Origin of the sequence: Bradyrhizobium guangzhouense, from assembly GCF_004114955.1 — a bacterium.
GTDB classification, from domain to species: domain Bacteria; phylum Pseudomonadota; class Alphaproteobacteria; order Rhizobiales; family Xanthobacteraceae; genus Bradyrhizobium; species Bradyrhizobium guangzhouense.
The window spans coordinates 1,200,470-1,225,820 of record NZ_CP030053.1 but is presented as its reverse complement, the minus strand read 5'-3'; the positions used below and the strand labels follow the sequence as shown (position 1 = coordinate 1,225,820).

The window sequence follows — 25,351 nt, the reverse complement described above, 5'->3', positions numbered from 1 at the left end:
GACCATGAAATCAAATCCACTCAGGCCGCATACCCCTGATGATGATCCGGAACCCGGAACGCCAGGTACCGCCGAGGACCTCTGTCCCGTGTGCGCGGGAACCGGAAAAGTGGCTGACAAGGTGACAGGCAAGGAGAGCGCTTGCGAACGCTGCGACGGGACCGGCATCATCATCCAGGGCGTCGGATAGCGCTTCACGCTACGCGATTCCAGGATCGCCACGTCGCAACGAGGCATCCCGCATTACCGCACGCGATCCAGGGCTGAACTTCGATGCTTCACTTTCGCGCGTTAGACGCTCCGACACCCTTTCTCTTCTTTACCGGCAAGGGCGGAGTCGGCAAGACTTCGCTGGCCTGTGCTACCGCCATAGGTCTCGCCGATCGTGGATCGCGGGTCCTCCTCGTCAGCACCGATCCCGCATCGAACCTCGACGAGATGCTGGAAGTCAGGCTCACCGATAGTCCAGTCCCCGTGCCGAACGCGGCCGGGCTCTTCGCGATGAATATCGACCCCGAGGCAGCAGCCGAAAGCTATCGAACCCGCGTGCTCGAACAACTGGGGCCGGCGGTTACGGCTGAGGAGAGATCGACGGTACGCGAGCAACTTTCCGGCGCTTGCACGACCGAAATAGCCGCCTTCGACGAGTTCGTGGGCCTGCTGGATGGCGATCTGGCGGGCTTCGACCATATCATTTTCGATACGGCGCCGACCGGCCACACCTTGCGGCTTCTCAGCCTGCCAAAGGCATGGACCGGCTTTCTGAAAGGCAACGACAGGGGCGCATCCTGTCTCGGCCCACATTCGGGCCTCAAGATGCAGGAGGAACGATTTAGGCAGGCGCTTCGAGCGTTGGGCGATCCCAAACGGACTACCGTTGTCTTGGTCACCCGCGCCGATCGGAGCGCGATCCGCGAGGCGGCTCGAACGTCGGCGAACTCGACGCGCTCAATCTCTCGAACCAGACTCTCGTCGTGAACGGACGCTTTCACGCCACGGACCCTACCGATGTTGTGGCAGCCGCTCTCGAGCAGGACCAGGACGAGGCTCTCGCCTCGATGCCAGCGTCACTCACGAAGCTGCACCGAGACGAAATCCCGTTGTTTGGCTTTGACATCGTGGGCCTCACGACCCTCCGACGGGTATTGGCGTCACCCAAACCACCGCCTCCGGATGAAGCCGCTGACCGAGATGCAGAGCCGATCGACCTGCCGGGCCTCGACCGGTTGGTCGATGACATCGCTCGAGGAAAGCACGGCCTCGTCATGGTCATGGGTAAGGGCGGCGTCGGAAAAACGACGATTGCCGCAGCCATCGCCGTGGGGCTCGCCGCGCGGGGGCATGCCGTCCACCTCAGCACGACAGACCCCGCCGCCCATGTCAATTTCGTGGTTGATGGCGCGATGCCGGGCCTGACCGTGGATCGGATTGATCCCCGGATCGAGACGGAACGCTATGTCGCGAAAATACTGGCGAGCCGGGGCCGCGACCTGGACGAGCAGGGTAAGGCGCTTCTGCGTGAGGACCTGGCTTCGCCATGCACTGAGGAAGTCGCTGTCTTTCATGCCTTCTCGCACGTTGTCGCGGAAGCGCGAAGCACCTTCGTGGTCCTCGATACGGCTCCAACGGGCCATACGCTGCTACTGCTCGATGCGACCGGCGCTTATCATCGGCAGATGACGAGCCAACTGGAACCGAGCGGACCAGGGCGTATCGTTACCCCATTGATGAGGCTACAGGACCCCCTCCACACCCGGGTGATCCTGGTAACCCTGCCGGAGACAACTCCAGTTTCAGAGGCCGCAGCCCTTCAGCAAGACCTGCGGCGCGCCGGCATCGAGCCATTTGGTTGGGTCATCAACAAATGCCTTGTCGCTTCGGGAACTCACGATCCGTTGCTGACGCTGCGGCTGGCGAGAGAGCGGATGCAAATTGCTCGCGTTCAGGACGGTCTGGCGGAACGCTCATATCTGATCGGCTGGAGAAGCAAGCCTCCTGTCGGCGTCAAGGAGCTCGAGGCGTTGGCACAATCGACCCACCCAATTCCGTTGAAAAAGGCCGGCAGCGCGTAGGATGATTGAGCCCGCTACACCGACAATGCGTCGCGTCCGCCTTGCTTTCGGAACGGCCGCACAAACATGGCGGCAAGCGCAAAAACGACGAGCCGGCCTGGTGCCACCGATTTCGTCTGCGTCGAGACCGCCGGCGGATTTGCAACGACGACCGCCGTCAGGCCTTTCGACGCCTGGATCGTCAGCGCGGCCACCGACAGGCCCGCGATCACATCCACGAAGTAATGCCCCCCGACCAGCGGGGTCGCGACCAGCATTCCCGCGTTCAGCATCAGCATGGCGGGACGCAGCCACCAGATGCTCCACAGGCTCCAGATGCTGAGAAGGGCCGTGGCGGCGTGAAAGCTCGGGAAGGTGAGGATGCCGCCGAGCTTCCCCAGGTCGAGAGTTCGCAACGTGCCATCGCGCAGCATCGGTATGTCGCGCGCCTGGCCGCCATATCCGTTCGCCTTGAAGAGCTCGGTGTCGGAGGGAAGTCCGTACTGGAAATAGGTCCCGATCGCCGGAAGCAGGGAGGAGACGACGATCACCACGCACAGCGCCAATGTTGACGCCATCACGAACTGCTGCAGACGGATATATTGCCCCGTCAGCCCGAGGACGACGGGGACGCCGAACGCCGGCACGAGGATCATTGCGTAAAACAGCTTGGCGTAGACCAGGAGTTCCGGACGGGCCATCGCAAAATGGAAATAGGCAGGCCAATCCAGGCCGAGCAATCGGTCAAGCTCGGCAAATCTCGTATCCTGCAGCGGCATCCCGGCGCCCAGGCCGATATACGACAGCGGCGCCGCGAAGATGACGAAACAGCCCATCTGCGCAAACGCGAGCATGGTGAACGCCGGCCGCTCGCCCCAGCTCCGCCGCATGAGCCACAACCCGGCAACCGTCAGCGCCGGCGCTGCCAGGACCTCCGTCGTCATCAAGCCTTCCAGCGTGAAGGTCGTTGCCGCAAGCCCGATGCAGAGCGCCAGCGCAGATCCGGCCACCAGGCTCCAGTTGACCATTTGCAGCCTGCTCGCAATCCGTCGTTCCGCGTGACCGGCCAAGCGCAGCTCCTCCTGACAGCACAATCTGCTCTCGCAAAAGGGGGCGCCTGAACATTCCAATTCCCATTCCAGCGCACGTGTAACTTCGGTGCAGTTCTCCCGGAAGTTTAGCCGTCACACGATCCGGTTGCACCTGATGATTGGTGCCATCGCCATTCTTGGTGAAAAATTTGTTTCCGGACGTTGCCGGCTCGCCGGATTCGGGAGCGGCGGAGAGTCTACGTCGCGACCGAGCCGTTGCCCGCGGTCTCGAGCCGGAACGCCGCCGCAAACAGCGCGCGCGTGTAGTCCGTCTTCGGGTTCTTGAACAGCTCGGCGGCCTGGCCTTCCTCGACCACCTTGCCGCCGCGCATCACGATGAGATGGCTGGCGAGCGAGGCGACGACGCGCAGATCGTGCGAGATGAACATGTAGGTGAGATCGCGCTTGCGCTGGAGCTCGCGCAGCAGATCGACCATCTGCGCCTGGAACAGCATGTCGAGCGCGCTGGTCGGCTCGTCCAGCACGACGAAGTCGGGCTCGAGCACGACCGCGCGGGCCACGCTGATGCGCTGGCGCTGGCCGCCGGAGAATTCGTGCGGATAGCGGTAGCGGGTATCCGCGTTCAGCCCGACATCCTCGAGCGCCTTGACCACGCGGGCCTCGCGCTCCTCGTACGACAGCTTCGGCTGATGCACCGAGAGGCCTTCGGCGATGATGTCGGCGACCGACATGCGCGGTGAGAGCGAGCCGAACGGATCCTGGAACACGATCTGCATGTCGCGCCGGAAGGGACGCATCTCCTTGAAGCGCAGGCCCTGGATGTCCTTGCCCAAGAAGACGATGCGCCCGTTCGAGGAGATCAGGCGCAGCAGCGCGAGGCCCAGCGTGGTCTTGCCCGAGCCGGACTCGCCGACGACGCCGAGCGTCTCGCCCTTGCGCACGGCGACGCTGACGCCGTCGACCGCCTTGATGTGGCCGACGGTCTTGCGCATCAGGCCGCGCTTGATCGGAAACCACACCTTCAGATCGTCGGCCGACATCACCACCGGCGCATTCGGCTGCGGCGGCGCCGGGTCCGGCTTCGGCTCGGCGGCCAGCAGATCGCGCGTATAGGGATGTTTCGCCGTCGTGAAGACCTGCTCGACCGGTCCCTGCTCGACGATCACGCCGCCCTTCATGACGCAGACGGTGTCGGCGATGCGGCGGACGATGCCGAGGTCGTGGGTGATGAAGAGCAGGCTCATGCCGAGCCGCGAACGAATTTCGGCGAGCAGCGCCAGGATCTGCGCCTGCACCGTGACGTCGAGCGCCGTGGTCGGCTCGTCCGCGATCAAGAGGTCCGGCTCGTTGGCGAGCGCCATCGCGATCATCACGCGCTGGCGCTGGCCGCCGGAGAGCTGGTGCGGATAGCTCTTGAGCCGCGTCTCGGGCTCGGGAATGCCGACCTGCATCAGCAACTCCAGCGTCCGCTTGCGCGCCTGGGCGTTGCTGGTCGGGTTATGCAGCTGGATGATCTCGCCGATCTGCGCCTCGATCGTGTGCAGCGGATTGAGCGAGGTCATCGGCTCCTGGAAGATGATGGAGATGTCGCTGCCGCGGATCTCCCGCATCTCTCGCTCCGACCGATCGATCAGCTCCTGGCCCTTGAAGCGGATGCTGCCCGAGGGATGCGAGGCGCTGGGATAAGGCAGCAGCTTGAGGATCGACAGCGCGCTGACCGATTTTCCGGAGCCGGACTCGCCGACCAGCGCGACGCATTCGCCGCGCTTGATCTGGAACGAGACCTTGTCGACGGCGAGCGTCGTGTTGCCGCCCTGGTGGAAGGCCACCGAGAGGTCGCGAACGGCAAGCAGGGGCTGGTTGATCGCGTCCATCACGCCCTCACTTGAACGTCTTGCGCGGATCGAAGGCGTCGCGCACGGCCTCGCCGATGAAGATCAGCAGCGACAGCATGATCGCGACCGAGAAGAAGCCGGTGAAGCCGAGCCACGGCGCCTGCACGTTGGATTTGCCCTGCGACAGCAACTCGCCGAGCGAGGGCGAGCCGGGCGGCAGGCCGAAGCCGAGGAAATCCAGCGCCGTCAGCGTCATCACCGAAGAGGAGACGATGAAGGGCAGGAACGTCATGGTCGCGACCATCGCGTTCGGCAGCAGGTGCCGGAACATGATCACCCCGTTCGACACGCCGAGCGCACGCGCCGCCTGGATATATTCGAAATTGCGTCCGCGCAGGAACTCCGCACGCACGAGGCCAACCAGCGACACCCACGAGAACAGCAAGAGGATGCCGAGCAGCACGAAGAAGCCGGGCACCAGCACCGAGGACAGGATCAGCAGCAGATAGAGCGAAGGGATCGCGGTCCAGATCTCGATGAAGCGCTGGAAGGTGAGGTCGATCCAGCCGCCGAAATAGCCCTGGATGCCGCCGGCGGCGACGCCGACGATCGAGGACACGATGGTGAGGCAGAGACCGAACAGCACCGAGATGCGGAAGCCGTAGATCAGCCGCGCCACCACGTCGCGGCCCTGATCGTCGGTGCCGAGCCAGTTGTATTCGAGGTCGCGGCAGCTCTTCAGGCCTTTCTTCTCGACCACCGGCTTGCACTGCGCTTCCGTCAGCATCCAGGTCGGCGGCGACGGCGCCGGCGTCGGCAGATCGAGATTGTGGGTGTCGTAGGAATAACGGATCAGCGGCCAGACGATGCTGCCGCCCTTGTCCTTGATCAGCTTCTGCAGATACGGATCGCGGTAGTCCGCCGCGGTCTCGAAGTCGCCACCAAACGTCGTCTCCGAATAGGTGATGAAGGCGGGCCAATAGAGATGGCCGTCATATTTGATCAGGAACGGCCGGTCGTTGGCGATCAGCTCGGCGAACAGCGACACCACGAACAGGACCATGAAGATCCAGAACGACCAGTAGCCGCGCCGGTTCGCCTTGAAGTTTGTCCAGCGCCGTTTGTTCAGCGGCGACGGCGCGAACGGCTTGCGCGTGATCGGCACGGCCGCGCCCAGCGGCGTCTTGGCCGACGTCTCGATCGGGGTCGGGGCGGTCAGGGCCATCAGACCTCCCTCGCCTCAAAGTCGATCCGCGGATCGATCCACATATAGGTCAGATCGGAGATCAGGTTGACCACGAGACCGACCAGCGAAAAGATGTAGAGCGTGCCGAACACGACGGGATAGTCGCGGTTGAGCACGCTCTCGAAACTGAGCAACCCGAGCCCGTCCAGCGAGAAGATGGTCTCGATCAGGAGCGAGCCGGAGAAGAAGGCGTGGATGAAGGCGCCCGGGAAGCCCGCGATCACGATCAGCATCGCGTTGCGGAAAATGTGGCCATAGAGCACCTGGTTCTCGCTGCAGCCCTTGGCCCGCGCGGTCATGACATATTGCTTGCGGATCTCGTCGAGGAACGAGTTCTTGGTCAGCAGCGTCATGGTCGCGAAGGCGCTGAGCCCCATCGAGATCAGCGGCAAAGTGAGGTGCCAGAAATAGTCGATGATCTTCCAGTACCAGGGAAATTGCGACCAGCCGTCCGAGGTCAGGCCACGCAGCGGGAACAGGTTGAAGAACGAGCCGCCGGCGAACAGGATGATCAGCAGAATCGCGAACAGGAAACCCGGAATCGCAAAGCCTATGATGATCACCGCGGAGGTCCAGGTGTCGAAGCGGGTGCCGTCCTTGACCGCCTTGCGGATGCCCAAGGGAATCGAGATCAGATAGGTGATCAGCGTCAGCCAGATGCCGAGCGAGATCGAGACCGGCAGCTTTTCCTTGATCAGCTGGATCACGCTGACGTCGCGGAAGTAGCTCTTGCCGAAATCGAAGCGGGCGAAGTTCCAGACCATCAGCGCGAAACGCTCCGGCGCCGGCTTGTCGAAGCCGAATTGCACTTCGAGCTTCTTGATGAAATCGGGGTCGAGCCCCTGCGCGCCGCGATATTTGGAGTTGATGGCATCGCCACCGGCCCCTAACTGACCCGGCGCGCGCTGCGCGAAATCGCCGCCGCCCGAGATGCGCGAAGAGCCGCCGGTGTCGGCGCCCGACAGTTGCGCGATCACGCGCTCGACCGGCCCGCCCGGCGCGAACTGCACGACCACAAAGGACACGAAGAGGATTCCGAGCAAGGTCGGAATCATCAGCAGAATGCGGCGGGCGAGATAGGCGCTCATGATTATTTCGCCTGCTCGAGCTTGGCGGCCTTGGCGGCGTCGTACCACCACAGGGTCCGCTCCCCTACGCCACTCGTATAGTCGTTGAGCGCGTAACGCGGCAGGTTCGCGGGATGGCTGAACTCGTCCCAATACGCCAGCCGGTGGCTGGTATTGTACCATTGCGGCACCCAATAGCGGCCGGCGCGGAAAACACGATCGATCGCACGGCAGGCAATTGTCAGATCCTGGCGCGTTTCGGCGGCCATCGCCTTCTCGACCAGCGCGTCGAGCGCTGGGCTGGATGCACCGGCCAGATTGTAGGACCCCTTCGTCGCTGCCGCTTGCGAGGTGAAGTAGGTCCGCAGGCTGTCGCCTGGCGTGGCCGACATGGTGATGCGGTTGATGGCCACGTCGAAATCGAAGGATTCGACGCGGGCGCGATACTGGACGGCATCGATGAGGCGCAGGTTCGCGTCGATGCCGAGCATGTTCAGGTTCTTCAGGAACGAGGCGTGGTGCGGCTGGAACGAGGCCTCGTCGGTCAGGAACTCGATGCTGAAGACCTCGCCGCTCGGCAACAGCCGCCTGCCGTCCTTGACCGGAAGCTGCGCCTCCTGGAGCAATTGCTGCGCCTTGCGCAGCAACGCGCGATCCTGGCCCGAACCGTCGGACACCGGCGGCACGAACGGCTCACCGAAAACTTCGTCCGGCACCTGGCCCCGGAAAGGCTCGAGCAGCTTCAATTCCTCCGGCGACGGCAGCCCCTCGGCGACGAGATCCGAATTCTGGAACGGCGAGCGCGCGCGCGCATAGGCGCCGTACATGATGGTCTTGTTGGTCCACTCGAAGTCGAACGCGAAGTTCAACGCTTCGCGCACTTTGGGGTTCTTGAACTTGTCGCGCCGGGTGTTGAGGAACCAGCCCTGCCCGCCCGAAGGGGTCTGATCCGGCACCTCCTCGCGCTTGACCCGGCCGTCCTTGATCGCCGGGAAGTCGTAACGCGTCGCCCAGATGCGGGAGGTGAACTCCTCGCGATAGAGATAGTTCTTGCCGGTGAAGCCCTCGAAGGCGACGTCGCGGTCGCGGTAGAATTCGTAGCGGATCACGTCGAAATTGTTGCTGCCGCGGCAGACCGGCAGCTCGGCGGCCCACCAATCCCTGACGCGTTCGAACTCGATGAAGCGATTGATCTCGAACTTGCCGACCTTGTAGGCGCCCGAGCCGAGCGGCGTGTCGGTCGTGGTCTCGTCGAAGGTCCGGCTCGCGTAATAGGCCTTCGAGAAGATCGGCAGGCTCGCCACGTAAAGCGGCACGTCGCGCGCGCGCTTTGCGGCGAAGGTCACGATGACGGTGGCGTCGTCGATGGCCTCGGCGCCCTTGACGTCGCGCATCTGGATCTGGATCAGCGGATGACCCTTGTCCTTCAGGACGTTGATCGAGAATGCAACGTCGTGTGCGGTCAGCTTCGTGCCGTCATGAAACTTCGCCTCGGGCCGCATCGTGTAGCGATAGGCGAGCTTGTCGGGAGATATCTGCACCGATTTCGCGGCATAGCCATACATGGCATCAGGCTCGTCACCGGCATGCGCCATCAGCGTGGCGAAGGTCAGATCCATGCCCTGTGCGCCCTCGCCCTTCAGCACGAAGGCGTTGAGCGAGTTGAAGGTGAAATAGGACTGATTGTAGCCGCGTACCGACGGGATCAGCGAGAACGCGCCGCCCTTCGGCGCGTCGGGATTGACGTAGTCGAAATGGTGGAAGTCGGCGGCATATTTGAGATCGCCGAAGGCCGAGATGCCGTGCGCTTCAGGAGGGCCCTCGGACGCCGCTGCGCCACGAAGTGCGGCAGCGCCGAGCGCGCCGCCGACACCGAGGACCAGCACATGCCGGCGTGAAAGCTGCGCCATGCGCAATTGCTTCCTCAAGAGCGTTTTCCGATGCGCGCCGCCTTGTCAGCGTCGTACCACCACAGCGTCGGCAGGCCGGACCGACCGTATTTCGGTAACGGCTCGGCATGGCTGAAGCGGTCCCAACGGGCGTAGCGCGAGAACGGGTAAGAAAATTGGGGCACAACGTAAAAATTCCACAGCAGCACGCGGTCCAGCGCGTGCGTAGCAGCGACGAGAGCCGAGCGATCTTTTGCAAAGATCACCTTCTCTATCAGCGCATCGATAGCTGGATTCTTGATGCCGATGAGATTACTCGACCCGGGAATGTCTGCCGTCTGCGACCCCCAAAATTCACGCTGCTCGTTACCCGGAGATAACGATTCGCCTTGGCTGTAGATGATCATGTCGAAGTCGAAACTGCGAAGCCGGTTCTGATACTGGGCATCATCAACCATGCGGACAGACGCGGTAACGCCCATCCGCTCCAGGGAGGGCTTGTAGAAGAGAGCGATTCGTTCGTCAGGGGGGTACTGCACCAATATCTCGACAGTGAGCGGCTTACCTGAGGAATCGACCAGCTTGTGATCGCGTATCTCGAGACCGGCTTCCTTCAGGAGCTTTGCAGCCTCGCGTAGATTGGCGCGCACGGCATCCGAATTGCCGCCGACAGGATTCTGATAGGCCGTGGTAAAGACCTCGGGAGGTACCTTATCCCTTAGAGACTCAAGGAGTTGCAACTCTTCGCCCTGAGGTAAGCCAGAGGACGCGAGCTCTGTGCCGTAGAAGTAACTATCGATGCGCTTGTATTGCCCGAAGAAGAGCTGCTTGTTCATCTCCTCAAAATCAAAAGCGTAGTTGAAGGCCCGCCGAACCCGGGCGTCCTTGAACTGGTCTCGCCTGTTGTTGATCGCAAAGGCCTGCATGCGGCCGGAATCGTTGATCGGAAACTCCTCCTTGACCACGCGCTTCTCGGCCACGGCCGGAAAGTCGTAGGCGGTCGCCCATTGCTTGGCCGAGTTTTCCGCGATCCAGTCAGCTTGGTCGGCCTTGAACGCTTCCAGCGCGACGACGTTGTCGCGGAAGAACTCGAAACGCAGCTCGTCGAAATTATTGGTACCGATCTGGCTCGGGACGTTGGCGCCCCAATAATCCTTGACACGCTCGAGCTTGATCGAACGCCCGGGCACAAACTCCTTGATCTTGTAGGGACCCGAGCCGAGAGGCGGCTCCAGCGTGGTCGCGCTGATATCGCGCTTGCGCCCCTGCGCATCGGTGCCTTCCCACCAATGCTTCGGCAGCACCGTCAGCTCGCCGACGATGGTGGGCAGCTCGCGATTGCCGGGCGCATCGAAGGTGAACTTGACGTCGCGCTCGCCACTCTTCTCCACCTTCGTCACATGGCGGTAGTAGGAGGCATACATCGGGCTCAGCTTCTTCAGCGATTCCAGCGAGAAGATCACGTCCTCCGGCGTCACCGGCTTGCCATCATGCCAGCGCGCCTCTTTGCGCAGGCGATAGGTCACCCAGGAGAAATCATCCGGATGCTGCGCGGATTCGGCGAGCTCGCCGTACTCGGTGGCGACCTCGTCCTGCGCGCGGGTCATCAGGGTTTCGTAGATCAGCGCCGCGGCCGGCGCGAGCGAGCCCTTGATGCCGGCAACCGCGAGATTGAAATTGTCGAAAGTGCCGAGCGAGATCAGGCGCGCGACGCCGCCCTTGGGCGCATCCGGATTGACATAGTCGAAGCGCTTGAAGTCGGCTGGGTATTTGATGTCGCCGAACAGTGACAACGCATGGCGCCAAGGAAGCGCATTCGAAGCCGGCTCGCTTGCGGATTGTGCCTCGACAGCGCCGATGACGGGGACGCCCAGCAGGGAACCGAGGGCAGGGAGCGCGGCGGAAGCGGTGCCGGTGAGCAACAGATCGCGTCGGGTAATGGCCAAATCAACATCCCTGTCTTGAAGGAGGGTCACCCCTTTAAGTGCTCAATATAGGCGAGGTTTCGACCGAATACGTTGCTTTTTCCTCATCTTGGAAGCCGGGGACGGCGGTTCGCTGCGGCGAAACGCCCCGATAACGCCCCCGCGAGGCCCGGACACGGAAACGGCCAGGCTTTTCAGCCTGGCCGCATTGCCAAGATCGATGCCGGGAGGCCTTATTTCGCCGCGGTCGGAAGCGGCTTCGGGCTGTCGGAGAGGCTGTTGAGGTAGGCGATGACGTCGGCACGCTCCGAGTCCTTCGGGATACCTGCAAAGCCCATCGCGGTGCCGGGAATGAAGCCCTTCGGATTGGCAATGAACTTGTTGAGGTCGTCGATGGTCCAGGTGCCGCCCTTGGCCTTCATCGCGGCCGAGAAGTTGAAGCCGTTGCGGCCTTCGCCGCGATGGTCGTCGACGATGCCGTAGAGGTTCGGACCGACCCGGTTCGGGCCGCCCTTCTCGAAGGTATGGCAAGCGCCGCACTTCTTGGCCGCGGAGGCGCCCTTCTCGACGGACGCGGTCTGGAGCAGCTTTTCGATCGGCTCGGAAGGAGCGGCCGCGGCGGGCGCGCCGCCCTTGTCGCCGGCTTCTTCCTTCACGGCGATCTCGAAGCCCGGCTTTTCCGGCATCTTGGGCGAGAACAGCGCCTGGGCGGTGAAGCTCGTCACCAGCAGAATGAGACAGGTGCCGAGCACCGCACCGAGAATCTTATTGAGTTCGAAAGAGTCCATTTCCGGCCAGGCCCCACACCGCAAGAAGGAATTAGCGGCCGGGCGGCCGCCAGGACGAGCCTCGGGAGAATCAAAACGTTCCTGATTGTTTCCCCGAGTTTTGCCATTCAGATATCGGTTTGCCCGTGCTCTGGCAACCCGTATAAGCGACCCGGCTTCCAGCCCGTCCCCACCCCATTTCCCGGTGCGGAAAACGTCCCGTTTTCAAGGCTCTCGAACGATGACTGATCCCCGCATCCTGGTGCTGATCCCGGCCCGCATGGCTTCGACCCGCCTGCCCGGCAAGCCCCTGAAGGACATCGTGGGCCTGCCGATGATCATCCACGTGCTACGTCGGGCACAAGAGGCGGCGGTCGGCCGAGTCGCGGTCGCAACCGACACGCAGGAGATCGCTGACGCCGTGACGGCGCATGGCGGTGTCGCTGTGATGACCAGCCCAAGCCACCCCTCGGGCTCGGACCGCATCCACGAGGCCATGCAGAAGCTCGACCCGGGTGGGCAGGCCGAGATCGTCGTCAATCTCCAGGGCGATTTCCCGACAATCACGACCGACAATATCCGTGACGTGCTGCCTCCGCTGGAGGACCCCGCCGTGGACATCGCCACACTGGCCTCGCAGATCCACACCGAGGAGGAGGACCTCGCCCCCAGCGTCGTGAAGGCGATTGGAACCTCGCTCGGAGGTAAGCGCATGCGCGCACTTTATTTCACCCGCGCGACCGCGCCGACCGGCGACGGACCACGCTACCACCATATCGGCCTCTACGCCTATCGTCGCGCCGCGCTTGAGCGCTATGTTTCACTGCCGCCCTCGCCGCTTGAGTTGCAGGAGAAGCTCGAGCAGCTCCGAGCCCTGGAAGCCGGAATGCGGATCGATTTCACCATCGTCGACACGGTGCCCCGTGGGGTCGACACGGCGGCGGACCTCGAGACCGCGCGCAGCATCCTTTCCAAATCCTGAGCCGCTGCTACAAGGCCCGTCATGAGCAAGATGAAGATCGCATTCCAGGGCGAACCTGGCGCCAATTCCCACATCGCCATCGTCGAGGCCTATCCCGACGCCGAGCCGATGCCGTGCGCCACCTTCGAGGACGCGTTGTCGGCGATCTCCTCGGGCGAGGCCGACCTCGGCATGATCCCGATCGAGAACTCGGTGGCCGGGCGCGTCGCCGACATCCATCACCTGCTGCCGGCTTCCGGCCTCTTCATCATCGGAGAATGGTTCTTGCCGGTTCGCCACCAGCTGATGGCGATCAAGGGCACCAGGCTCGAGGACATCAAGTCGGTCGAGAGCCACGTGCATGCGCTCGGCCAGTGCCGCCGCATCATCCGCAAGCTCGGCATCAAGGGGATCGTGCACGCCGACACCGCCGGCAGCGCCCGCGACATCTCCGAGCGCAAGGACAAGACCGTCGCCGCGATCGCCTCGCGCCTCGCCGCCCAGATCTACGGCCTCGATATCCTCGCCGAGGACATCGAGGATGAGGCCCACAACACCACGCGCTTCGTGGTCCTGGCGCGCGAGCCGAAATGGGCCCCGCAAGGGTCGGGCCCGCTGGTCACCACTTTTGTCTTCCGCGTGCGCAACCTGCCCGCCGCGCTCTACAAGGCACTCGGCGGCTTTGCCACCAACGGCGTCAACATGACCAAGCTCGAAAGCTACATGGTCGATGGCAATTTCTTCGCCACGCAGTTTTACGCCGATGTCGACGGCCATCCTGAAGACAAGGGTCTGGCGTTCGCGATCGAGGAGCTGAAGTTTTTCTCGCGCGAATTCCGCATCGTCGGCGTGTATCCGGGCCACCCGTTCCGCGCGACCTTCAGCGAGACGCAGCAGGATTGATCTCGTGTCCCGGACGCGCAAAGCGCGAGCCGGGATCCAGAGGCCACGGCACAGAGATGTGCGGTGGGCCCCGGCTCAGCAGCGCATCGTTTCACGCCGCGCTGCGTCCGGGGCACGAGAGTTGCCTAGGCCGCGCTCTTCAGCCCAAACGCCTCCGCCAGCAGCGAATACGATCGCTTCCGCGCCTCGTGGTCGTAGACGGCCGTGATCACCATCAGTTCGTCCGGCCTGCTCGCATCCATCAACGGCTGCAGCTTCTTCTGCACCGTCACAGGATTGCCGACGAACAGGCGCGAGCGGTTGCGCGCAATCGAGACGCGCTCGGAATCCGAATAGGGATAGGCCAGAGCCTCCTCGACGCTCGGCAGCGGCAGATATTGGCCGCGGTCGCGACGCAGGCGATTGAGATCGAAGGAGGTGGCGAGCCTTTCGGCCTCCTCATCCGTGTCCGCCATGATGACCGCGACCGCGAGGATCGCGTGCGGGGTCGTACGCCAGGCCGAAGGCTGGAATCGGTTGCGATAGTGCACCATCGCGTCGATCGCATCGTGGGACGCAAAGTGATGGGCGAAGGCGAAGCCCATCCCGACTTGGGCTGCAAGCTCCGAGGAATAGTCGCTCGAGCCGAGCAGCCAGATCGGCGGCAGCGGGCTGTCGTCGGGCATCGCGACGACGTTGTGATAGGGATGGCCTGCGGGGAATTCGCGGGTCTCCCACAGAATCAATTCGTGCAGCCGCTCCAGGAAATCGTCGCCCTCGCGGCGATCTAGCCGGCTGCGCAGCGCATAGGCCGTGGCGCCATCCGTGCCGGGTGCGCGGCCGAGGCCGAGATCGATGCGGCCCGGAAACAGCGCCTCCAGCATCTTGAAGCGCTCGGCCACCACCAGCGGCGCATGATTGGGCAGCATCACGCCGCCGGAGCCGACGCGGATGTGCTTGGTTACCGCCGCGATCTGCCCGATCATCACGTCGGGCGCGGGACTGGCCACCGAGGCGAGATTGTGATGCTCGGCGAGCCAATAGCGGACATAGCCAAGCCCGTCGACATGGCGCGCCAGGTCGATGCTGTTGCGCAGCGCGGCGGCCGGCTTTGTGCCTGTGGTGACGACGGAGAGATCGAGGACTGAGAGCGGGACCATGGCGCGCTAACGTAATGGAGGGCCGCGCCGCGACAATGGGTGTGCTGCGCAGATCTGGCGTGTGTCGGCCGCGAGCCGGGCCGTATGGCAAGGCCATGAGTTGGGAGGGTGCAACCGGATGTAATGCCAAATTCATCCTGCCCACCCTCGAAACGAAGAGCTTTCGAGGCCAAGCTAAAGATATATCTATATGTTATATCTGAATAATACCCCGTATTGGTGCGCTTCCCACCCAACTCCTCCGCACTGCAATATTTACAACAATATTGCTCGAAGTGGGCCACTTCCCATCGCCGATGGGCTGTCGAATAACCCGCCTTTGCCCTATCTTAGGCCCTCCCGAGATAGACCGCTGGCCGCCAAGCTTTGGCGAGCCCTGGAGTGAGTGGTGCCATGACCGAGACGACGACGCCTGCGGCAGCCAACGGGCAAGACGGGCACCTGAAACGGCCTGCGATCTCGTTCGAGTTCTTTCCGCCCAAGACGGAAGATATGGAGCGGAATCTCTGGGAGACCATCAATCGGCTGGCCCCGCTCGACCCGAAATTCGTCTCGGTGACCTATGGTGCCGGCGGCTCGACCCGCGAGCGCACCCACTCGACCATTTCCCGCATCCTCAAGGAGACCGCGCTGCTGCCGGCCGCGCACCTGACCTGCGTCGGCGCCTCGCGCGGTGAGATCGACGAGATCGTCGATCGCTACCACGAGGTCGGCGTCCGCCACATCGTGGCCTTGCGCGGTGATCCCGCCGGCGGCATCGGCACCCCCTACGCCAGCCATCCCGACGGCTACCAGAGTTCTGCGGACCTCGTCGCCGGGATCAAGAAGCGGCATGCCGATATCGAAGTGTCGGTGTCCGCCTATCCCGAGAAGCACCCTGAAGCGCGCGACTTCGACGCCGACATCGATACGCTGAAGGCCAAGGTGGACGCCGGCGCGACGCGCGCGATCACGCAAGTCTTCTTCGATAACGATCTCTACTTCCGCTATCTCGACCGCGTCCGTGCGCGGGGTATCAACATCCCGATCGTGCCGGGCATCATGCCCATGCACAATTTCAAGCAGGCGCGCAATTTCGTCACCCGCGCCGGCACCACGGTGCCGGACTGGTTCGCCGCGAAATTCGAAGGCCTCGACGAAGACGCCGAGACCCGCAAGCTGGTGGCCGCCACCGTTGCCGCCGGCCAGGTGCAGAAGCTGGCCAAGCACGGCGTCGACACCTTCCACTTCTACACCATGAACCGCGCCGATCTCGTGTTCGCGATCAGCCATTTGCTCGGCATCCGCGCCAAGAGCGCGCAGAAGGCGGCGTAAAGCATCATGACCGTATCCCCCTCGCCCAAGCGAACCGCCCTCATCAATGCCGCGCGCGAGCGCATCCTCGTGCTCGACGGCGCCATGGGCACGATGATCCAGAACCTGCAGTTCGACGAGGCCGCCTTCCGCGGCGAGCGCTTCAAGACCTTTCATCGCGACCTGCGCGGCAACAACGACCTGTTGATCCTGACCCAGCCGCAGGCGATCGAGGACATCCACGCGGCCTATTTGCGCGCCGGAGCCGACATCGTCGCGACCAATACGTTCTCGACCACCTCGATCGCGCAGGCCGATTACGACCTCGCCGACATCGTCTACGAGATGGCGCGCGATGGCGCCCGCCTCGCCGGCAATGCCGCCCGCCGCGTCGCCGCCGAAGACGGCAAGCCGCGCTTCGTCGCCGGCGCCATCGGCCCGACCAACCGCACCGCCTCGATCTCGCCTGACGTTGCCAATCCCGGCTACCGCGCCGTCACCTTCGATGACTTACGCAAGTCCTATGGCGAGCAGATCCGCGGCCTGATCGACGGAGGCGTCGACCTGCTGCTGGTCGAGACCATCTTCGACACGCTGAACGCCAAGGCGGCGCTCTATGCCATCGCCGAGATCACCGAGGAGCTCGGCATCGACATGCCGGTGATGGTGTCGGGCACCATCACCGACAAGTCCGGCCGCCTGCTCTCCGGCCAGATGCCGGAAGCGTTCTGGAACTCGGTGCGGCACGCAAAACCCGTCACCATCGGCTTCAACTGCGCGCTCGGCGCCGAAGACCTGCGCGCGCATATCGCCGATATCGGCCGCGTCGCCGACACGCTGGTCTGCGCCTATCCGAACGCCGGCCTGCCCAACGAATTCGGCCAGTATGACGAGACGCCGGAGTACATGGCCCGCCTGGTCGGCGAGTTCGCGCGCGACGGCCTCGTCAACATCGTCGGCGGCTGCTGCGGCACCACACCTGATCATATCGCGGCGATCGCTGCCGCGGTCGCCCCGCACAAGCCGCGCATCGTGCCTGAGATCGCATCCAAGCTGCGCCTCTCCGGCCTCGAGCCGTTCGTGCTGACGGACGCGATTCCGTTCGTGAACGTCGGCGAGCGCACCAACGTCACCGGCTCGGCCCGCTTCCGCAAGCTGATCACATCAGGCGACTACACCGCCGCGCTGCAGGTCGCTCGCGACCAGGTCGAGAACGGGGCGCAGATCATCGACGTCAACATGGACGAGGGGCTTCTGGATTCGGAAGCCGCGATGGTGACCTTCCTCAACCTCGTCGCCGCCGAGCCCGATATCGCCCGCGTGCCCGTGATGGTCGATTCGTCAAAATTCTCGGTGATCGAAGCCGGCCTGAAATGCGTGCAAGGCAAGCCGGTCGTCAATTCGATCTCGATGAAGGAAGGCGAAGAAAAATTCATCCACGAGGCGAAGATTGCCCGCCGTCATGGTGCGGCTGTGGTCGTGATGGCGTTCGACGAGGTCGGCCAGGCCGACACGTTCGCGCGCAAGACCGAGATCTGCAAGCGCGCCTACGACATCCTTGTGGGCCGCGTCGGCTTCGCGCCCGAGGACATCATCTTCGATCCGAACATCTTCGCGATCGCGACCGGCATCGAGGAGCACAACAATTACGGCGTCGACTTCATCGAGGCGACGCGCTGGATCCGGCGGAACCTGCCCGGCGCGCATATCTCGGGCGGCGTGTCCAACCTGTCGTTCTCGTTCCGCGGCAACGAGCCGGTGCGCGAGGCGATGCACTCGGTGTTCCTGTATCACGCCATCAAGGCCGGCATGGACATGGGCATCGTCAATGCCGGTCAGATGATCGTCTATGACGACATCGATCCGGAATTGCGGCAAGTGTGCGAGGACGTCGTCCTCAACCGCGATCCTGGCGCCTCCGAGCGCTTGCTGGCGCTCGCCGAGAAATTCCGCGGCAAGAAGACCGAAGCCAAGGAAGCCGATCTCGCCTGGCGCGAATGGCCGGTGGAGAAGCGGCTGTCGCATTCGCTGGTGCATGGCATCACCGAGTTCATCGAGCAGGACACCGAGGAAGCCCGCAAGAATTCCTCGCGGCCGCTCGACGTGATCGAGGGCCCGCTGATGGCCGGCATGAACGTGGTCGGCGACCTGTTCGGCGACGGCAAGATGTTTTTGCCGCAGGTGGTGAAGTCGGCGCGCGTCATGAAGCAGGCGGTGGCCTGGCTGATGCCGTTCATGGAGGAGGAGAAGGCGCGCAACCTCGCCAGCGGCATCGGCACCGAGGGCTCGTCGTCGGCCGGCAAGATCGTGCTCGCCACCGTCAAGGGCGACGTCCACGACATCGGCAAGAACATCGTCGGCATCGTGCTCCAGTGCAACAATTACGAGGTCATCGATCTCGGCGTGATGGTGCCGGCGGCCAAGATCGTCGAGACCGTGAAGGCGGAGAAGGCGGACATCGTCGGTCTCTCAGGCCTGATCACGCCCTCGCTCGACGAGATGGCGTTCTTCGCCGGCGAATTGCAGCGCGAAGGCCTCAAGCTGCCGCTCTTGATCGGCGGCGCGACGACGAGCCGCGTGCATACCGCCGTCAAGATCGACCCGAGCTATCAGGCAGGTCCGGTCGTGCACGTCAACGACGCCAGCCGCGCGGTCGGTGTCGCCTCCTCGCTGCTGAGCCCCGAGAAGCGCGAGGCCTATGCGGCCGAGGTGCGTGCCGAATACGCAAAGATCTCGGAGGCGCATCTCCGCGCGCAGGCGGACAAGAAGCGCTTGAAGTTGGCTGACGCCCGCAAGAACGCCGTTACGATCGATTTCGCCAAGAGCAAGCCGGTGAAGCCGACCTTCCTCGGCACCAGGAGTTTTGACGACTACGATCTCGCCGAGCTCGTGCCCTATATCGACTGGACGCCGTTCTTCCAGACCTGGGAGCTCGCCGGCCGCTTCCCCGCGATCCTCAAGGACGAGAAGGTCGGCGAGGTCGCGCGCTCGCTCTATGACGATGCGCGCAAGATGCTGGATACCATCGTCAAGGAGAAATGGTTCCGGGCCCGCGCCACCATCGGCTTCTGGCCGGCGAATGCGCAAGGCGACGACATCGTGCTCTATACCGACGATACCAGGACCAAGAGCATCGCGACGCTGCACACGCTGCGCCAGCAACTCGAGAAGCGCGAGGGCCGGTTCAACGCGGCGCTGTCTGACTTCGTCGCGCCCGCGGGCGTGCCCGATTATGTCGGCGGCTTCGTCGTCACCGCCGGGATCGGCGAGGACGCGGTCGCAGATCGCTTCAAGATGGCGAATGACGACTACTCCTCGATCCTGTGCAAGGCGCTGGCCGACCGCCTCGCCGAAGCCTTCGCCGAGCGCATGCATGCCCGCGTGCGCCGCGAGTTCTGGGCCTATGCGCCCGACGAGGCGCTCTCCAGCGAGGACCTGATCCTGGAGAAGTACCAGGGCATCCGCCCCGCGCCCGGCTATCCCGCGCAGCCCGATCACACCGAGAAGGCGACGCTGTTCGAACTGCTCGATGCCGAGAACACGGCCGGCGTGAGGCTGACCGAAAGCTTTGCGATGTGGCCGGGCAGTAGCGTGTCCGGGCTCTATTTCGCCAGTCCCGAGAGCTATTATTTCGGCGTCGGCAAGATCGAGCGCGACCAGGTCGAGGACTACGCCGCGCGCAAGGGCATGACGGTGGCGGAGACCGAGCGCTGGCTCGCGCCGGTGCTCAACTACATCCCCTCGCAGCAGCCGAGCGACAAGGCGTTCGCGGCGACACCCGCGAACGACGAGGCCTCGAACGACCTCGCCTCGCATCCGCCCGGCTGCACCTGCGCGGTGCATCTGGTCTGGCAGAAGAAGCGCGCGGGCGCGGGATAGGCGCCCTCGAACGCGAAACGCGAAAACAACCCCATGCACAGTAGGGACGGGGTTGAACGGCCCGGGATGACTTCGGTCTTACCGAAAATTGCTTGTGCCGTCGGGCAAAACACCTGTATAAGGGCAGGATTGGGTGTTGCGCCCGGCCAGGACGCTCCACTTGGCGTGTTAAGCACAGCTACTTCAACACCGTCATTGCGAGCGCAGCGAAGCAATCCAGAGTCGCTCCACGGAGATAGTCTGGATTGCTTCGTCGCAAGGGCTCCTCGCAATGACGAGTGGCGAGAGTTGCGATCGCAATGACCCTCACCCCTTCGGCGGCGCCAGGGGCTGCACGATCTCCTGGAACGGCGCCAGCGCCTCGCAGCGATCGGCGTGGGCTGCGAGCGCGGGATAGCGCGCCGCGTCGAAGAGATCGGAATGCGCCTCGCGGGTGAAGCGGACGACGCAGGCAACCGCGATATCGGCATGGCCGATGCGCGTCCCCAGCCAGTATGGCGTCGTCACCTTGGCGCGCTCGGCGTCCAACACTTTGAGCACGTCGCCGATCTGCGCCCGGCAGCGCTCGACCCATAGCGCGAGCTGCTCCTTCCGCAGCACGCGCTCATAGAGCAGGCTGACCGCCTTGTCGCCGAGGCCGGTCGCCAGCGCGCAGATGCGCAAGTGCCTGCGCCGATCGACGCCGCTGCGCGGCAGCATCGCCTTGTCGGGCCCGACCAGCTCGTCGAGATAATCCAGGATGATGGTGCTCTCGATCAGCGCCTCGCCGTCGTCACACACCAGCGTCGGCACGCGGCGCAGCGGATTGTACGGCGCGATCTTGTCGGCATCGCCGAAGGTCGACCACGGCTTGTGCTCGAAGCTAAGTCCGTAAAGCCGCAGCGCAATCGCGACGCGGCGGACGAAGGGGGAATCATATTGGCCGATCAGGAACATGGTTCTCGCTCTTCTCTGGCATGGGACAAGGCAGGGCCGATCAGTTTCCACGACAAGATCGCAAGCGCGCAAGCAAAATCCGCAACATGAAGCATTGCGCCCAACGCAACGGCGCCGGGACAATGTCTCCCGAATGCGCTATCAAGGACGGCATCATGACAGCACCATCAGACATCAATCGCGAGCAGATCGCGGCGACCGAAGCCGTCATCCGTCCGCACGTCAGGCGCACGCCGCTGCTGCAGGCCGATCTCGCCGATTTCGGCCTGCCGGCGGCGCCGGTCGTTTTCAAGCTCGAAATGCTGCAGCATTCCGGCTCGTTCAAGGCGCGCGGCGCCTTTGCCAATCTGTTGCTGCGGCAGGTGCCGCAAGCCGGCGTCGTCGCCGCATCCGGCGGCAATCACGGCGCGGCCGTCGCCTATGCGGCGCAGCAGCTCGGGATTCCTGCGACGATCTTTGTTCCTGAGATCACCTCGCCAGCCAAGGTCGAGCGAATCAAGGGTTATGGCGCGAAGCTGATGATCGCGGGCAGCCGCTACGCCGATGCGCTCGCCGCAAGCGAAGCGCATCTTGCGCAGACCGGAGCGATGGCCGTTCATGCCTACGACCAGGCCGAAACGTTGCGCGGCCAAGGCAGCGTCGGGCTGGAGCTGGAGCAGGACGCGCCTGGGATCGACACGCTGCTGGTCGCGGTCGGCGGTGGCGGCCTGATCGGCGGCATCGCGGCGTGGAGCGCCGGCAGGACCCGCATCATTGCCGTCGAGCCGGAGCTCTCGCCGACCCTGCATGACGCGTTCGCGGCAGGCGCCCCGGTCGACGCGCCGGCGAGCGGCCTCGCCGCCGACAGCCTTGCGCCGCGGCGCGTCGGCGAACTGATGTTCCCGATCGCGCGCGCCCATGTCGAGCGCGTCGTCCTCGTCAGCGACGATGCTATCCGGCAGGCGCAGGCCGCGCTGTGGTCGAGCCTGCGCCTCGTCACCGAGCCCGGCGGCGCCGCCGCGTTTGCGGCGCTGCTCTCCGGCCGCTATCGTCCATCACCGGGCGAGCGCATCGCGGTGCTGGTTTGCGGGGCGAATACGATGGCGGTGAATTTTAGCGGCTAGCGGCTGGGGCGCTGTAACTAACTTCGAAAGCGGCCCGGACGAACCGACGTCGGCGCGGGCGCGGCCCAACGTAGAACGGCGTCGTACTATTGCTCCCTACGAAGCGAAACGCGAAATAGACATCGCGAACGGCTACGTCCGAACTTCCTCGCTCCTAGCCTTCGTCTTTTCGATATCCGACGCGTTTGTAGCGGCGCTGAAGCGATAGCCCGTTCCCTCAAAGTCTAGATACCGACTGACGCTTGTCTCACTTCCGTCGTGGAAGACAACTCGAGCTTCACACAACATCGGACCGTAGGCGTTAGTTTTCACAGCAAAATTGTCTGTTCCATTCTTAACAACAAACTTTGTGCCGTACTCACCTTGCTGCAGTCCGAAGTGATGACCAAAATAGTATTGGACCTCCTTCACATCGTTCAAATGACCGAAGTTTTTATGCGAAAGAAGATAAACCGTTATGTCGTATGTCGGGAGTTTGTTAAATGGATGAAACTGCCCCGACGGGCTAGTTCTATGAACAAGGAAGAGGTTCTTGTTTTCTTTGTAACTCTTGTGCCTTTTTTCGAAGAGAAATTTATCGGCGGGGACTTGCGCATATTCAGAACCCTGCCGCGCATCGAGTACATCAATCTGGATCGCGCGAAACTCGAAATCCTTCCATTTCAGCGCAGCCCCCGAGGCGAGCTGGCGCTGAAATTGTAGAGCAATAGATCGCAACTCGTTGCGAAAATAAACTAAGACAACCAGGAGAAGTGCAGGCCACGCGAATCCGGAAAGCGCCGTGAGAAGGTTATTGAAACTAGCCATTTCAAATCTCTCTAACTGACCGAAATAGCAATTATAAGTTGATCCCTATGATCCGACAACACGGTCGCTCCGCCTTCGCGCTTCGAGCATCGGCAGGCAGGCTGCTCTTTTTCGGGCTACGGCGCTACTGCAACTGATGGCCAATGGCGTGTTTAAGGGCGGCGGCGAGAGGGCGCCTGCCGCTATAGCTACCACTGTCCGCCACGCGATCTCCCGTCGTCCCGGCGAAGGCCGGGACCCATACGCCGCAGCAACAGTTTTGCGAAGACTCGGAGTTGCCATCTTCGCCTCAAACTACTCCCTGTGATTATGGGTCCCGGCCTTCGCCGGGACGACAAGGAGTGAATGCAGCGCTGGATCGCAGGCAGCAAAGCAATCCAGAATCTTTCCGCGGAGGGACTCTGGATTGCTTCGTCGCAAGAGCTCCTCGCAATGACGGTGGGGAAGCAGCGCTGCACTATTTGATGATCGGCACATGCCTCGCCGCATCGGGCATCGCGCATCGGCTCGAATGTCGCTGCAGCACCGTGAACCACCTCACACACTGTAGTTGCAAACGTGATAATATGCCTGCGTGAAGCAGTCAGGGGGACATATGCGCGCCGCGCCGCGATTGAGCCGTTCGCAACGGCTTGTCGCGGACAACAGGAGGAATGCCATGTCCGTTGTAATGACCATGGGCAAGATCAGCGCCATCACCGCGATCACCAAGATCCTTCCCGATCATGCCGACGCGTTGCGCAGGACGCTTCAGGGGCTGACCGCCGCGAGCGGCGGCAAGATCTCGTCGCTCGGCACCATCCATATCGTGCGCTGGGTCATTTTCGACAACGACACGCGCTTGTTGTTCGCGACGAATTTCGACGGCGACGTCGAAGACTATATGCGCGATTTCGCCGAGCGGGCCCCCGATGGGATCGACGCGATCTGGGGCCATTGCGAGGGATATCCGGGCGCGCGCGACTATCCGAAGCTGCGCGATTACATTCTCGGCAGCGCGATCGAAACCACGGGCTATTATTGCGCCTATCCGAACGCGACCGTCGCCGACATCAACAAGGCGCTGGACTGGAAGGGCAAATTCGACACGTTCCTCGACCAGATCGGTTGACGGACAATGCCTGCCCGATCCGATGCCAGCGCGCTGGATCGGAACGATATCCAGGGCATGGCGATGCGGCCCTATCGCTTCCCGTTCGCGCGATATCATCTGCTCGATGTGAGCGACCCGGCGCGAGCCCGGCGATGGTTCAGCGATGTCGCCGGGCGATGCACGACGGTTGCGGGTCTGGACGCATCGCCCCCGCTCGCTTTCAACGTCGCCCTCTCCTGGCAGGGGCTGTCGGCGATCGGTACGCCGCAGCCGAGCCTGGCGAGCTTCCCGCAGGAATTCCAGCAGGGCATGGCGGCGCGCGCTGGAAGGCTCGGCGATGTCGGCGACAGCGCTCCGGCGCGGTGGGACCCACCGTTCGACAGCAGCGTGCACGCGCTCGTCGTGGTCAGTGCGATGACATCGGCGGACCGCGATGCCGCTTCGACCGCATTGCTGCCTGATATCGGCGACAACGGCCTGAGCGCGCTCGCTGCCATCGATGCGCAATTGCTGCCCGGGCCGGACGGCAAGCCCGTCCCGATCGAGCATTTCGGCTACCGTGACGGAATTACCCAACCCGCGATCGAGGGCAGCGGGGATCTGCTGTTGCCCGGCGCGGGCGTTGCCGACGCGGGCGGTTGGCGCGCCCTGAAGGCCGGAGAGTTCGTGCTCGGACAGGTCGATGAGACCGGTGCCGTCCCTGACCTGCCGAGCCCGGCCAGCCTGAGCCGCAACGGCAGCTTCGTGGTGCTGCGCAAGCTGCACCAGCATGTGTTTGCCTTCAGGGATTTTCTGCGGCGTTCGGCCATTGACGACGCCGACGTCGCGCTGCTGGCGGCGAAGATGATGGGCCGCTGGCAAAGCGGCGCGCCGCTGGCGCTGGCCGCAGAGCGGGACGACCAGGCGCTCGCTGCGGACGCCCATCGAAACAACGACTTCACGTATCTCGACGATCTCAGGGGAACGAACTGCCCGATCGGGGCCCATGTGCGCCGCCTCAATCCACGCTCGGGACTATCGGGCCCGAATGGTGCATCCGTGCATCGGCATCGGCTGCTGCGCCAGGGTCTGCCCTATGGCGCGCGCCTGCCCGCGGATGCTGCTGATGATGACGGTGCCGCGCGCGGCGCCATCATGTTGCTGGTCAATGCCGACATCGCCCGTCAATTCGAATTCGTTCAGAAGGTCTGGATCAACGACGGCGACTTCGCCGGCCTCGGCAACGACAAGGATCCGGTCATCGGCGGCAATGACGGCAGCGGAAGCTTCACGATCCCGCGTTCCGGCGCGCCGCGGCGCCGATTGCAGAGCCTGCCGGCGTTCGTGAGCACGCGCGGCGGCGAATATTTCTTCCTGCCTGGCATCGCGGCGTTGCGATCATTGGCGGACATAGCTTCATGATTGA

At 63.5% G+C, this 25,351-nt stretch carries 20 protein-coding genes; 10 read left to right on the top strand and 10 right to left on the bottom strand.

Translation table 11 applies throughout. From position 1 onward, the window contains the following. Positions 1-273: 273 nt before the first annotated feature. Together XH91_RS40080 and XH91_RS40075 are read left to right on the top strand one after the other, a co-directional pair. On the top strand, positions 274-978 hold the full coding sequence (locus tag XH91_RS40080; protein ID WP_430648533.1) for a TRC40/GET3/ArsA family transport-energizing ATPase: 705 nt from the start codon (positions 274-276) through the stop codon (positions 976-978). Beyond that, entirely contained in the window at positions 975-2,072 is a 1,098-nt protein-coding gene (locus XH91_RS40075; RefSeq protein ID WP_430648532.1) for an ArsA-related P-loop ATPase, read from the top strand. The genes XH91_RS40080 and XH91_RS40075 overlap by 4 nt, the downstream gene beginning before the upstream one ends. Before the next feature lie 14 nt (positions 2,073-2,086). On the opposite strand, the gene XH91_RS05975 is transcribed toward XH91_RS40075, so the two are convergent. From XH91_RS05975 to XH91_RS05950, 6 genes are all read right to left on the bottom strand, one after another. Then, positions 2,087-3,079: a phosphatase PAP2 family protein gene (locus tag XH91_RS05975; RefSeq protein WP_128949721.1), complete on the bottom strand. Its 993-nt coding sequence runs from the start codon at positions 3,077-3,079 to the stop codon at positions 2,087-2,089. 260 nt (positions 3,080-3,339) lie between these two features. Next, the gene (locus XH91_RS05970; protein WP_164933621.1) at positions 3,340-4,977 is read right to left on the bottom strand and encodes an ABC transporter ATP-binding protein; all 1,638 of its coding nucleotides are present in this window, start codon (positions 4,975-4,977) and stop codon (positions 3,340-3,342) included. A 7-nt stretch (positions 4,978-4,984) separates the two neighbouring features. After that, complete coding sequence (locus tag XH91_RS05965) at positions 4,985-6,163, bottom strand: ABC transporter permease (protein ID WP_128949720.1); 1,179 nt, start codon at positions 6,161-6,163, stop codon at positions 4,985-4,987. Next, positions 6,163-7,272, bottom strand: coding sequence for a microcin C ABC transporter permease YejB (locus XH91_RS05960; protein WP_128949719.1), 1,110 nt, complete (start codon positions 7,270-7,272; stop codon positions 6,163-6,165). The genes XH91_RS05965 and XH91_RS05960 overlap by 1 nt, the downstream gene beginning before the upstream one ends. Positions 7,273-7,274: 2 nt before the next feature. Then, a complete protein-coding gene (locus XH91_RS05955; protein ID WP_128949718.1) occupies positions 7,275-9,161 on the bottom strand; it encodes an extracellular solute-binding protein in 1,887 nt (628 codons plus the stop codon). A gap of 14 nt (positions 9,162-9,175) precedes the next feature. Beyond that, positions 9,176-10,747: an extracellular solute-binding protein gene (locus XH91_RS05950; RefSeq protein ID WP_245477282.1), complete on the bottom strand. Its 1,572-nt coding sequence runs from the start codon at positions 10,745-10,747 to the stop codon at positions 9,176-9,178. On the opposite strand from XH91_RS05950, the gene XH91_RS39340 reads away from it, so the two are divergent. Further along, positions 10,685-10,930, top strand: coding sequence for a hypothetical protein (locus tag XH91_RS39340; RefSeq protein ID WP_245477281.1), 246 nt, complete (start codon positions 10,685-10,687; stop codon positions 10,928-10,930). The genes XH91_RS05950 and XH91_RS39340 overlap by 63 nt on opposite strands. A gap of 368 nt (positions 10,931-11,298) precedes the next feature. Here XH91_RS39340 and XH91_RS05945 read toward each other — a convergent pair whose 3' ends face one another. Continuing rightward, positions 11,299-11,853: a c-type cytochrome gene (locus XH91_RS05945; RefSeq protein ID WP_128949716.1), complete on the bottom strand. Its 555-nt coding sequence runs from the start codon at positions 11,851-11,853 to the stop codon at positions 11,299-11,301. 220 nt (positions 11,854-12,073) lie between these two features. Here XH91_RS05945 and XH91_RS05940 point away from each other — a divergent pair, with 220 nt between their 5' ends. Then, on the top strand, positions 12,074-12,814 hold the full coding sequence (locus tag XH91_RS05940; RefSeq protein ID WP_128949715.1) for a 3-deoxy-manno-octulosonate cytidylyltransferase: 741 nt from the start codon (positions 12,074-12,076) through the stop codon (positions 12,812-12,814). Between the two features lie 21 nt (positions 12,815-12,835). After that, entirely contained in the window at positions 12,836-13,696 is an 861-nt protein-coding gene (locus tag XH91_RS05935; RefSeq protein WP_128949714.1) for a prephenate dehydratase, read from the top strand. Between the two features lie 125 nt (positions 13,697-13,821). Here the strand turns inward: XH91_RS05935 and XH91_RS05930 are convergent, their stop codons facing one another. Beyond that, positions 13,822-14,835 (bottom strand): LLM class flavin-dependent oxidoreductase, encoded by a 1,014-nt coding sequence (locus XH91_RS05930; protein WP_128949713.1) that lies wholly within the window; start codon positions 14,833-14,835, stop codon positions 13,822-13,824. Positions 14,836-15,228: 393 nt separating this feature from the next. Between XH91_RS05930 and metF the strand changes: the two genes are divergently transcribed. Beyond that, positions 15,229-16,149 carry a methylenetetrahydrofolate reductase [NAD(P)H] gene (gene metF / locus XH91_RS05925; protein ID WP_164933622.1) on the top strand — a complete coding sequence of 307 codons (921 nt, stop codon included), beginning with the start codon at positions 15,229-15,231 and terminating at the stop codon, positions 16,147-16,149. Between the two features lie 6 nt (positions 16,150-16,155). Beyond that, positions 16,156-20,007: a methionine synthase gene (gene metH, locus XH91_RS05920; protein WP_128949711.1), complete on the top strand. Its 3,852-nt coding sequence runs from the start codon at positions 16,156-16,158 to the stop codon at positions 20,005-20,007. Between the two features lie 306 nt (positions 20,008-20,313). Here metH and XH91_RS05915 read toward each other — a convergent pair whose 3' ends face one another. Next, the gene (locus XH91_RS05915; protein ID WP_128949710.1) at positions 20,314-20,943 is read right to left on the bottom strand and encodes a glutathione S-transferase family protein; all 630 of its coding nucleotides are present in this window, start codon (positions 20,941-20,943) and stop codon (positions 20,314-20,316) included. A 155-nt stretch (positions 20,944-21,098) separates the two neighbouring features. Between XH91_RS05915 and XH91_RS05910 the strand changes: the two genes are divergently transcribed. Then, positions 21,099-22,046 carry a threonine/serine dehydratase gene (locus tag XH91_RS05910; protein WP_164938254.1) on the top strand — a complete coding sequence of 316 codons (948 nt, stop codon included), beginning with the start codon at positions 21,099-21,101 and terminating at the stop codon, positions 22,044-22,046. A gap of 132 nt (positions 22,047-22,178) precedes the next feature. On the opposite strand, the gene XH91_RS05905 is transcribed toward XH91_RS05910, so the two are convergent. Further along, positions 22,179-22,853: a pYEATS domain-containing protein gene (locus tag XH91_RS05905; RefSeq protein ID WP_128949708.1), complete on the bottom strand. Its 675-nt coding sequence runs from the start codon at positions 22,851-22,853 to the stop codon at positions 22,179-22,181. Between the two features lie 658 nt (positions 22,854-23,511). Between XH91_RS05905 and XH91_RS05895 the strand changes: the two genes are divergently transcribed. Then, positions 23,512-23,964: a hypothetical protein gene (locus XH91_RS05895; protein WP_128949706.1), complete on the top strand. Its 453-nt coding sequence runs from the start codon at positions 23,512-23,514 to the stop codon at positions 23,962-23,964. 6 nt (positions 23,965-23,970) lie between these two features. Next, the gene (locus XH91_RS05890) at positions 23,971-25,347 is read left to right on the top strand and encodes a Dyp-type peroxidase (RefSeq protein ID WP_128949705.1); all 1,377 of its coding nucleotides are present in this window, start codon (positions 23,971-23,973) and stop codon (positions 25,345-25,347) included. The last annotated feature ends 4 nt before the right edge of the window (positions 25,348-25,351 follow it).

Coding starts and splice junctions, on each gene's coding strand:
- XH91_RS40080 (WP_430648533.1), top strand. CDS start 274: ATGCTTCACTTTCGCGCGTTAGACGCTCCGACACCCTTTCTCTTCTTT.
- XH91_RS05975 (WP_128949721.1), bottom strand. CDS start 3,079: ATGGTCAACTGGAGCCTGGTGGCCGGATCTGCGCTGGCGCTCTGCATC.
- XH91_RS05970 (WP_164933621.1), bottom strand. CDS start 4,977: ATGGACGCGATCAACCAGCCCCTGCTTGCCGTTCGCGACCTCTCGGTG.
- XH91_RS05965 (WP_128949720.1), bottom strand. CDS start 6,163: ATGGCCCTGACCGCCCCGACCCCGATCGAGACGTCGGCCAAGACGCCG.
- XH91_RS05960 (WP_128949719.1), bottom strand. CDS start 7,272: ATGAGCGCCTATCTCGCCCGCCGCATTCTGCTGATGATTCCGACCTTG.
- XH91_RS05955 (WP_128949718.1), bottom strand. CDS start 9,161: ATGGCGCAGCTTTCACGCCGGCATGTGCTGGTCCTCGGTGTCGGCGGC.
- XH91_RS39340 (WP_245477281.1), top strand. CDS start 10,685: ATGCTGCGCGGATTCGGCGAGCTCGCCGTACTCGGTGGCGACCTCGTC.
- XH91_RS05950 (WP_245477282.1), bottom strand. CDS start 10,747: ATGACCCGCGCGCAGGACGAGGTCGCCACCGAGTACGGCGAGCTCGCC.
- XH91_RS05945 (WP_128949716.1), bottom strand. CDS start 11,853: ATGGACTCTTTCGAACTCAATAAGATTCTCGGTGCGGTGCTCGGCACC.
- XH91_RS05940 (WP_128949715.1), top strand. CDS start 12,074: ATGACTGATCCCCGCATCCTGGTGCTGATCCCGGCCCGCATGGCTTCG.
- XH91_RS05935 (WP_128949714.1), top strand. CDS start 12,836: ATGAGCAAGATGAAGATCGCATTCCAGGGCGAACCTGGCGCCAATTCC.
- XH91_RS05930 (WP_128949713.1), bottom strand. CDS start 14,835: ATGGTCCCGCTCTCAGTCCTCGATCTCTCCGTCGTCACCACAGGCACA.
- metF (WP_164933622.1), top strand. CDS start 15,229: ATGACCGAGACGACGACGCCTGCGGCAGCCAACGGGCAAGACGGGCAC.
- metH (WP_128949711.1), top strand. CDS start 16,156: ATGACCGTATCCCCCTCGCCCAAGCGAACCGCCCTCATCAATGCCGCG.
- XH91_RS05915 (WP_128949710.1), bottom strand. CDS start 20,943: ATGTTCCTGATCGGCCAATATGATTCCCCCTTCGTCCGCCGCGTCGCG.
- XH91_RS05910 (WP_164938254.1), top strand. CDS start 21,099: ATGACAGCACCATCAGACATCAATCGCGAGCAGATCGCGGCGACCGAA.
- XH91_RS05905 (WP_128949708.1), bottom strand. CDS start 22,853: ATGGCTAGTTTCAATAACCTTCTCACGGCGCTTTCCGGATTCGCGTGG.
- XH91_RS05895 (WP_128949706.1), top strand. CDS start 23,512: ATGTCCGTTGTAATGACCATGGGCAAGATCAGCGCCATCACCGCGATC.
- XH91_RS05890 (WP_128949705.1), top strand. CDS start 23,971: ATGCCTGCCCGATCCGATGCCAGCGCGCTGGATCGGAACGATATCCAG.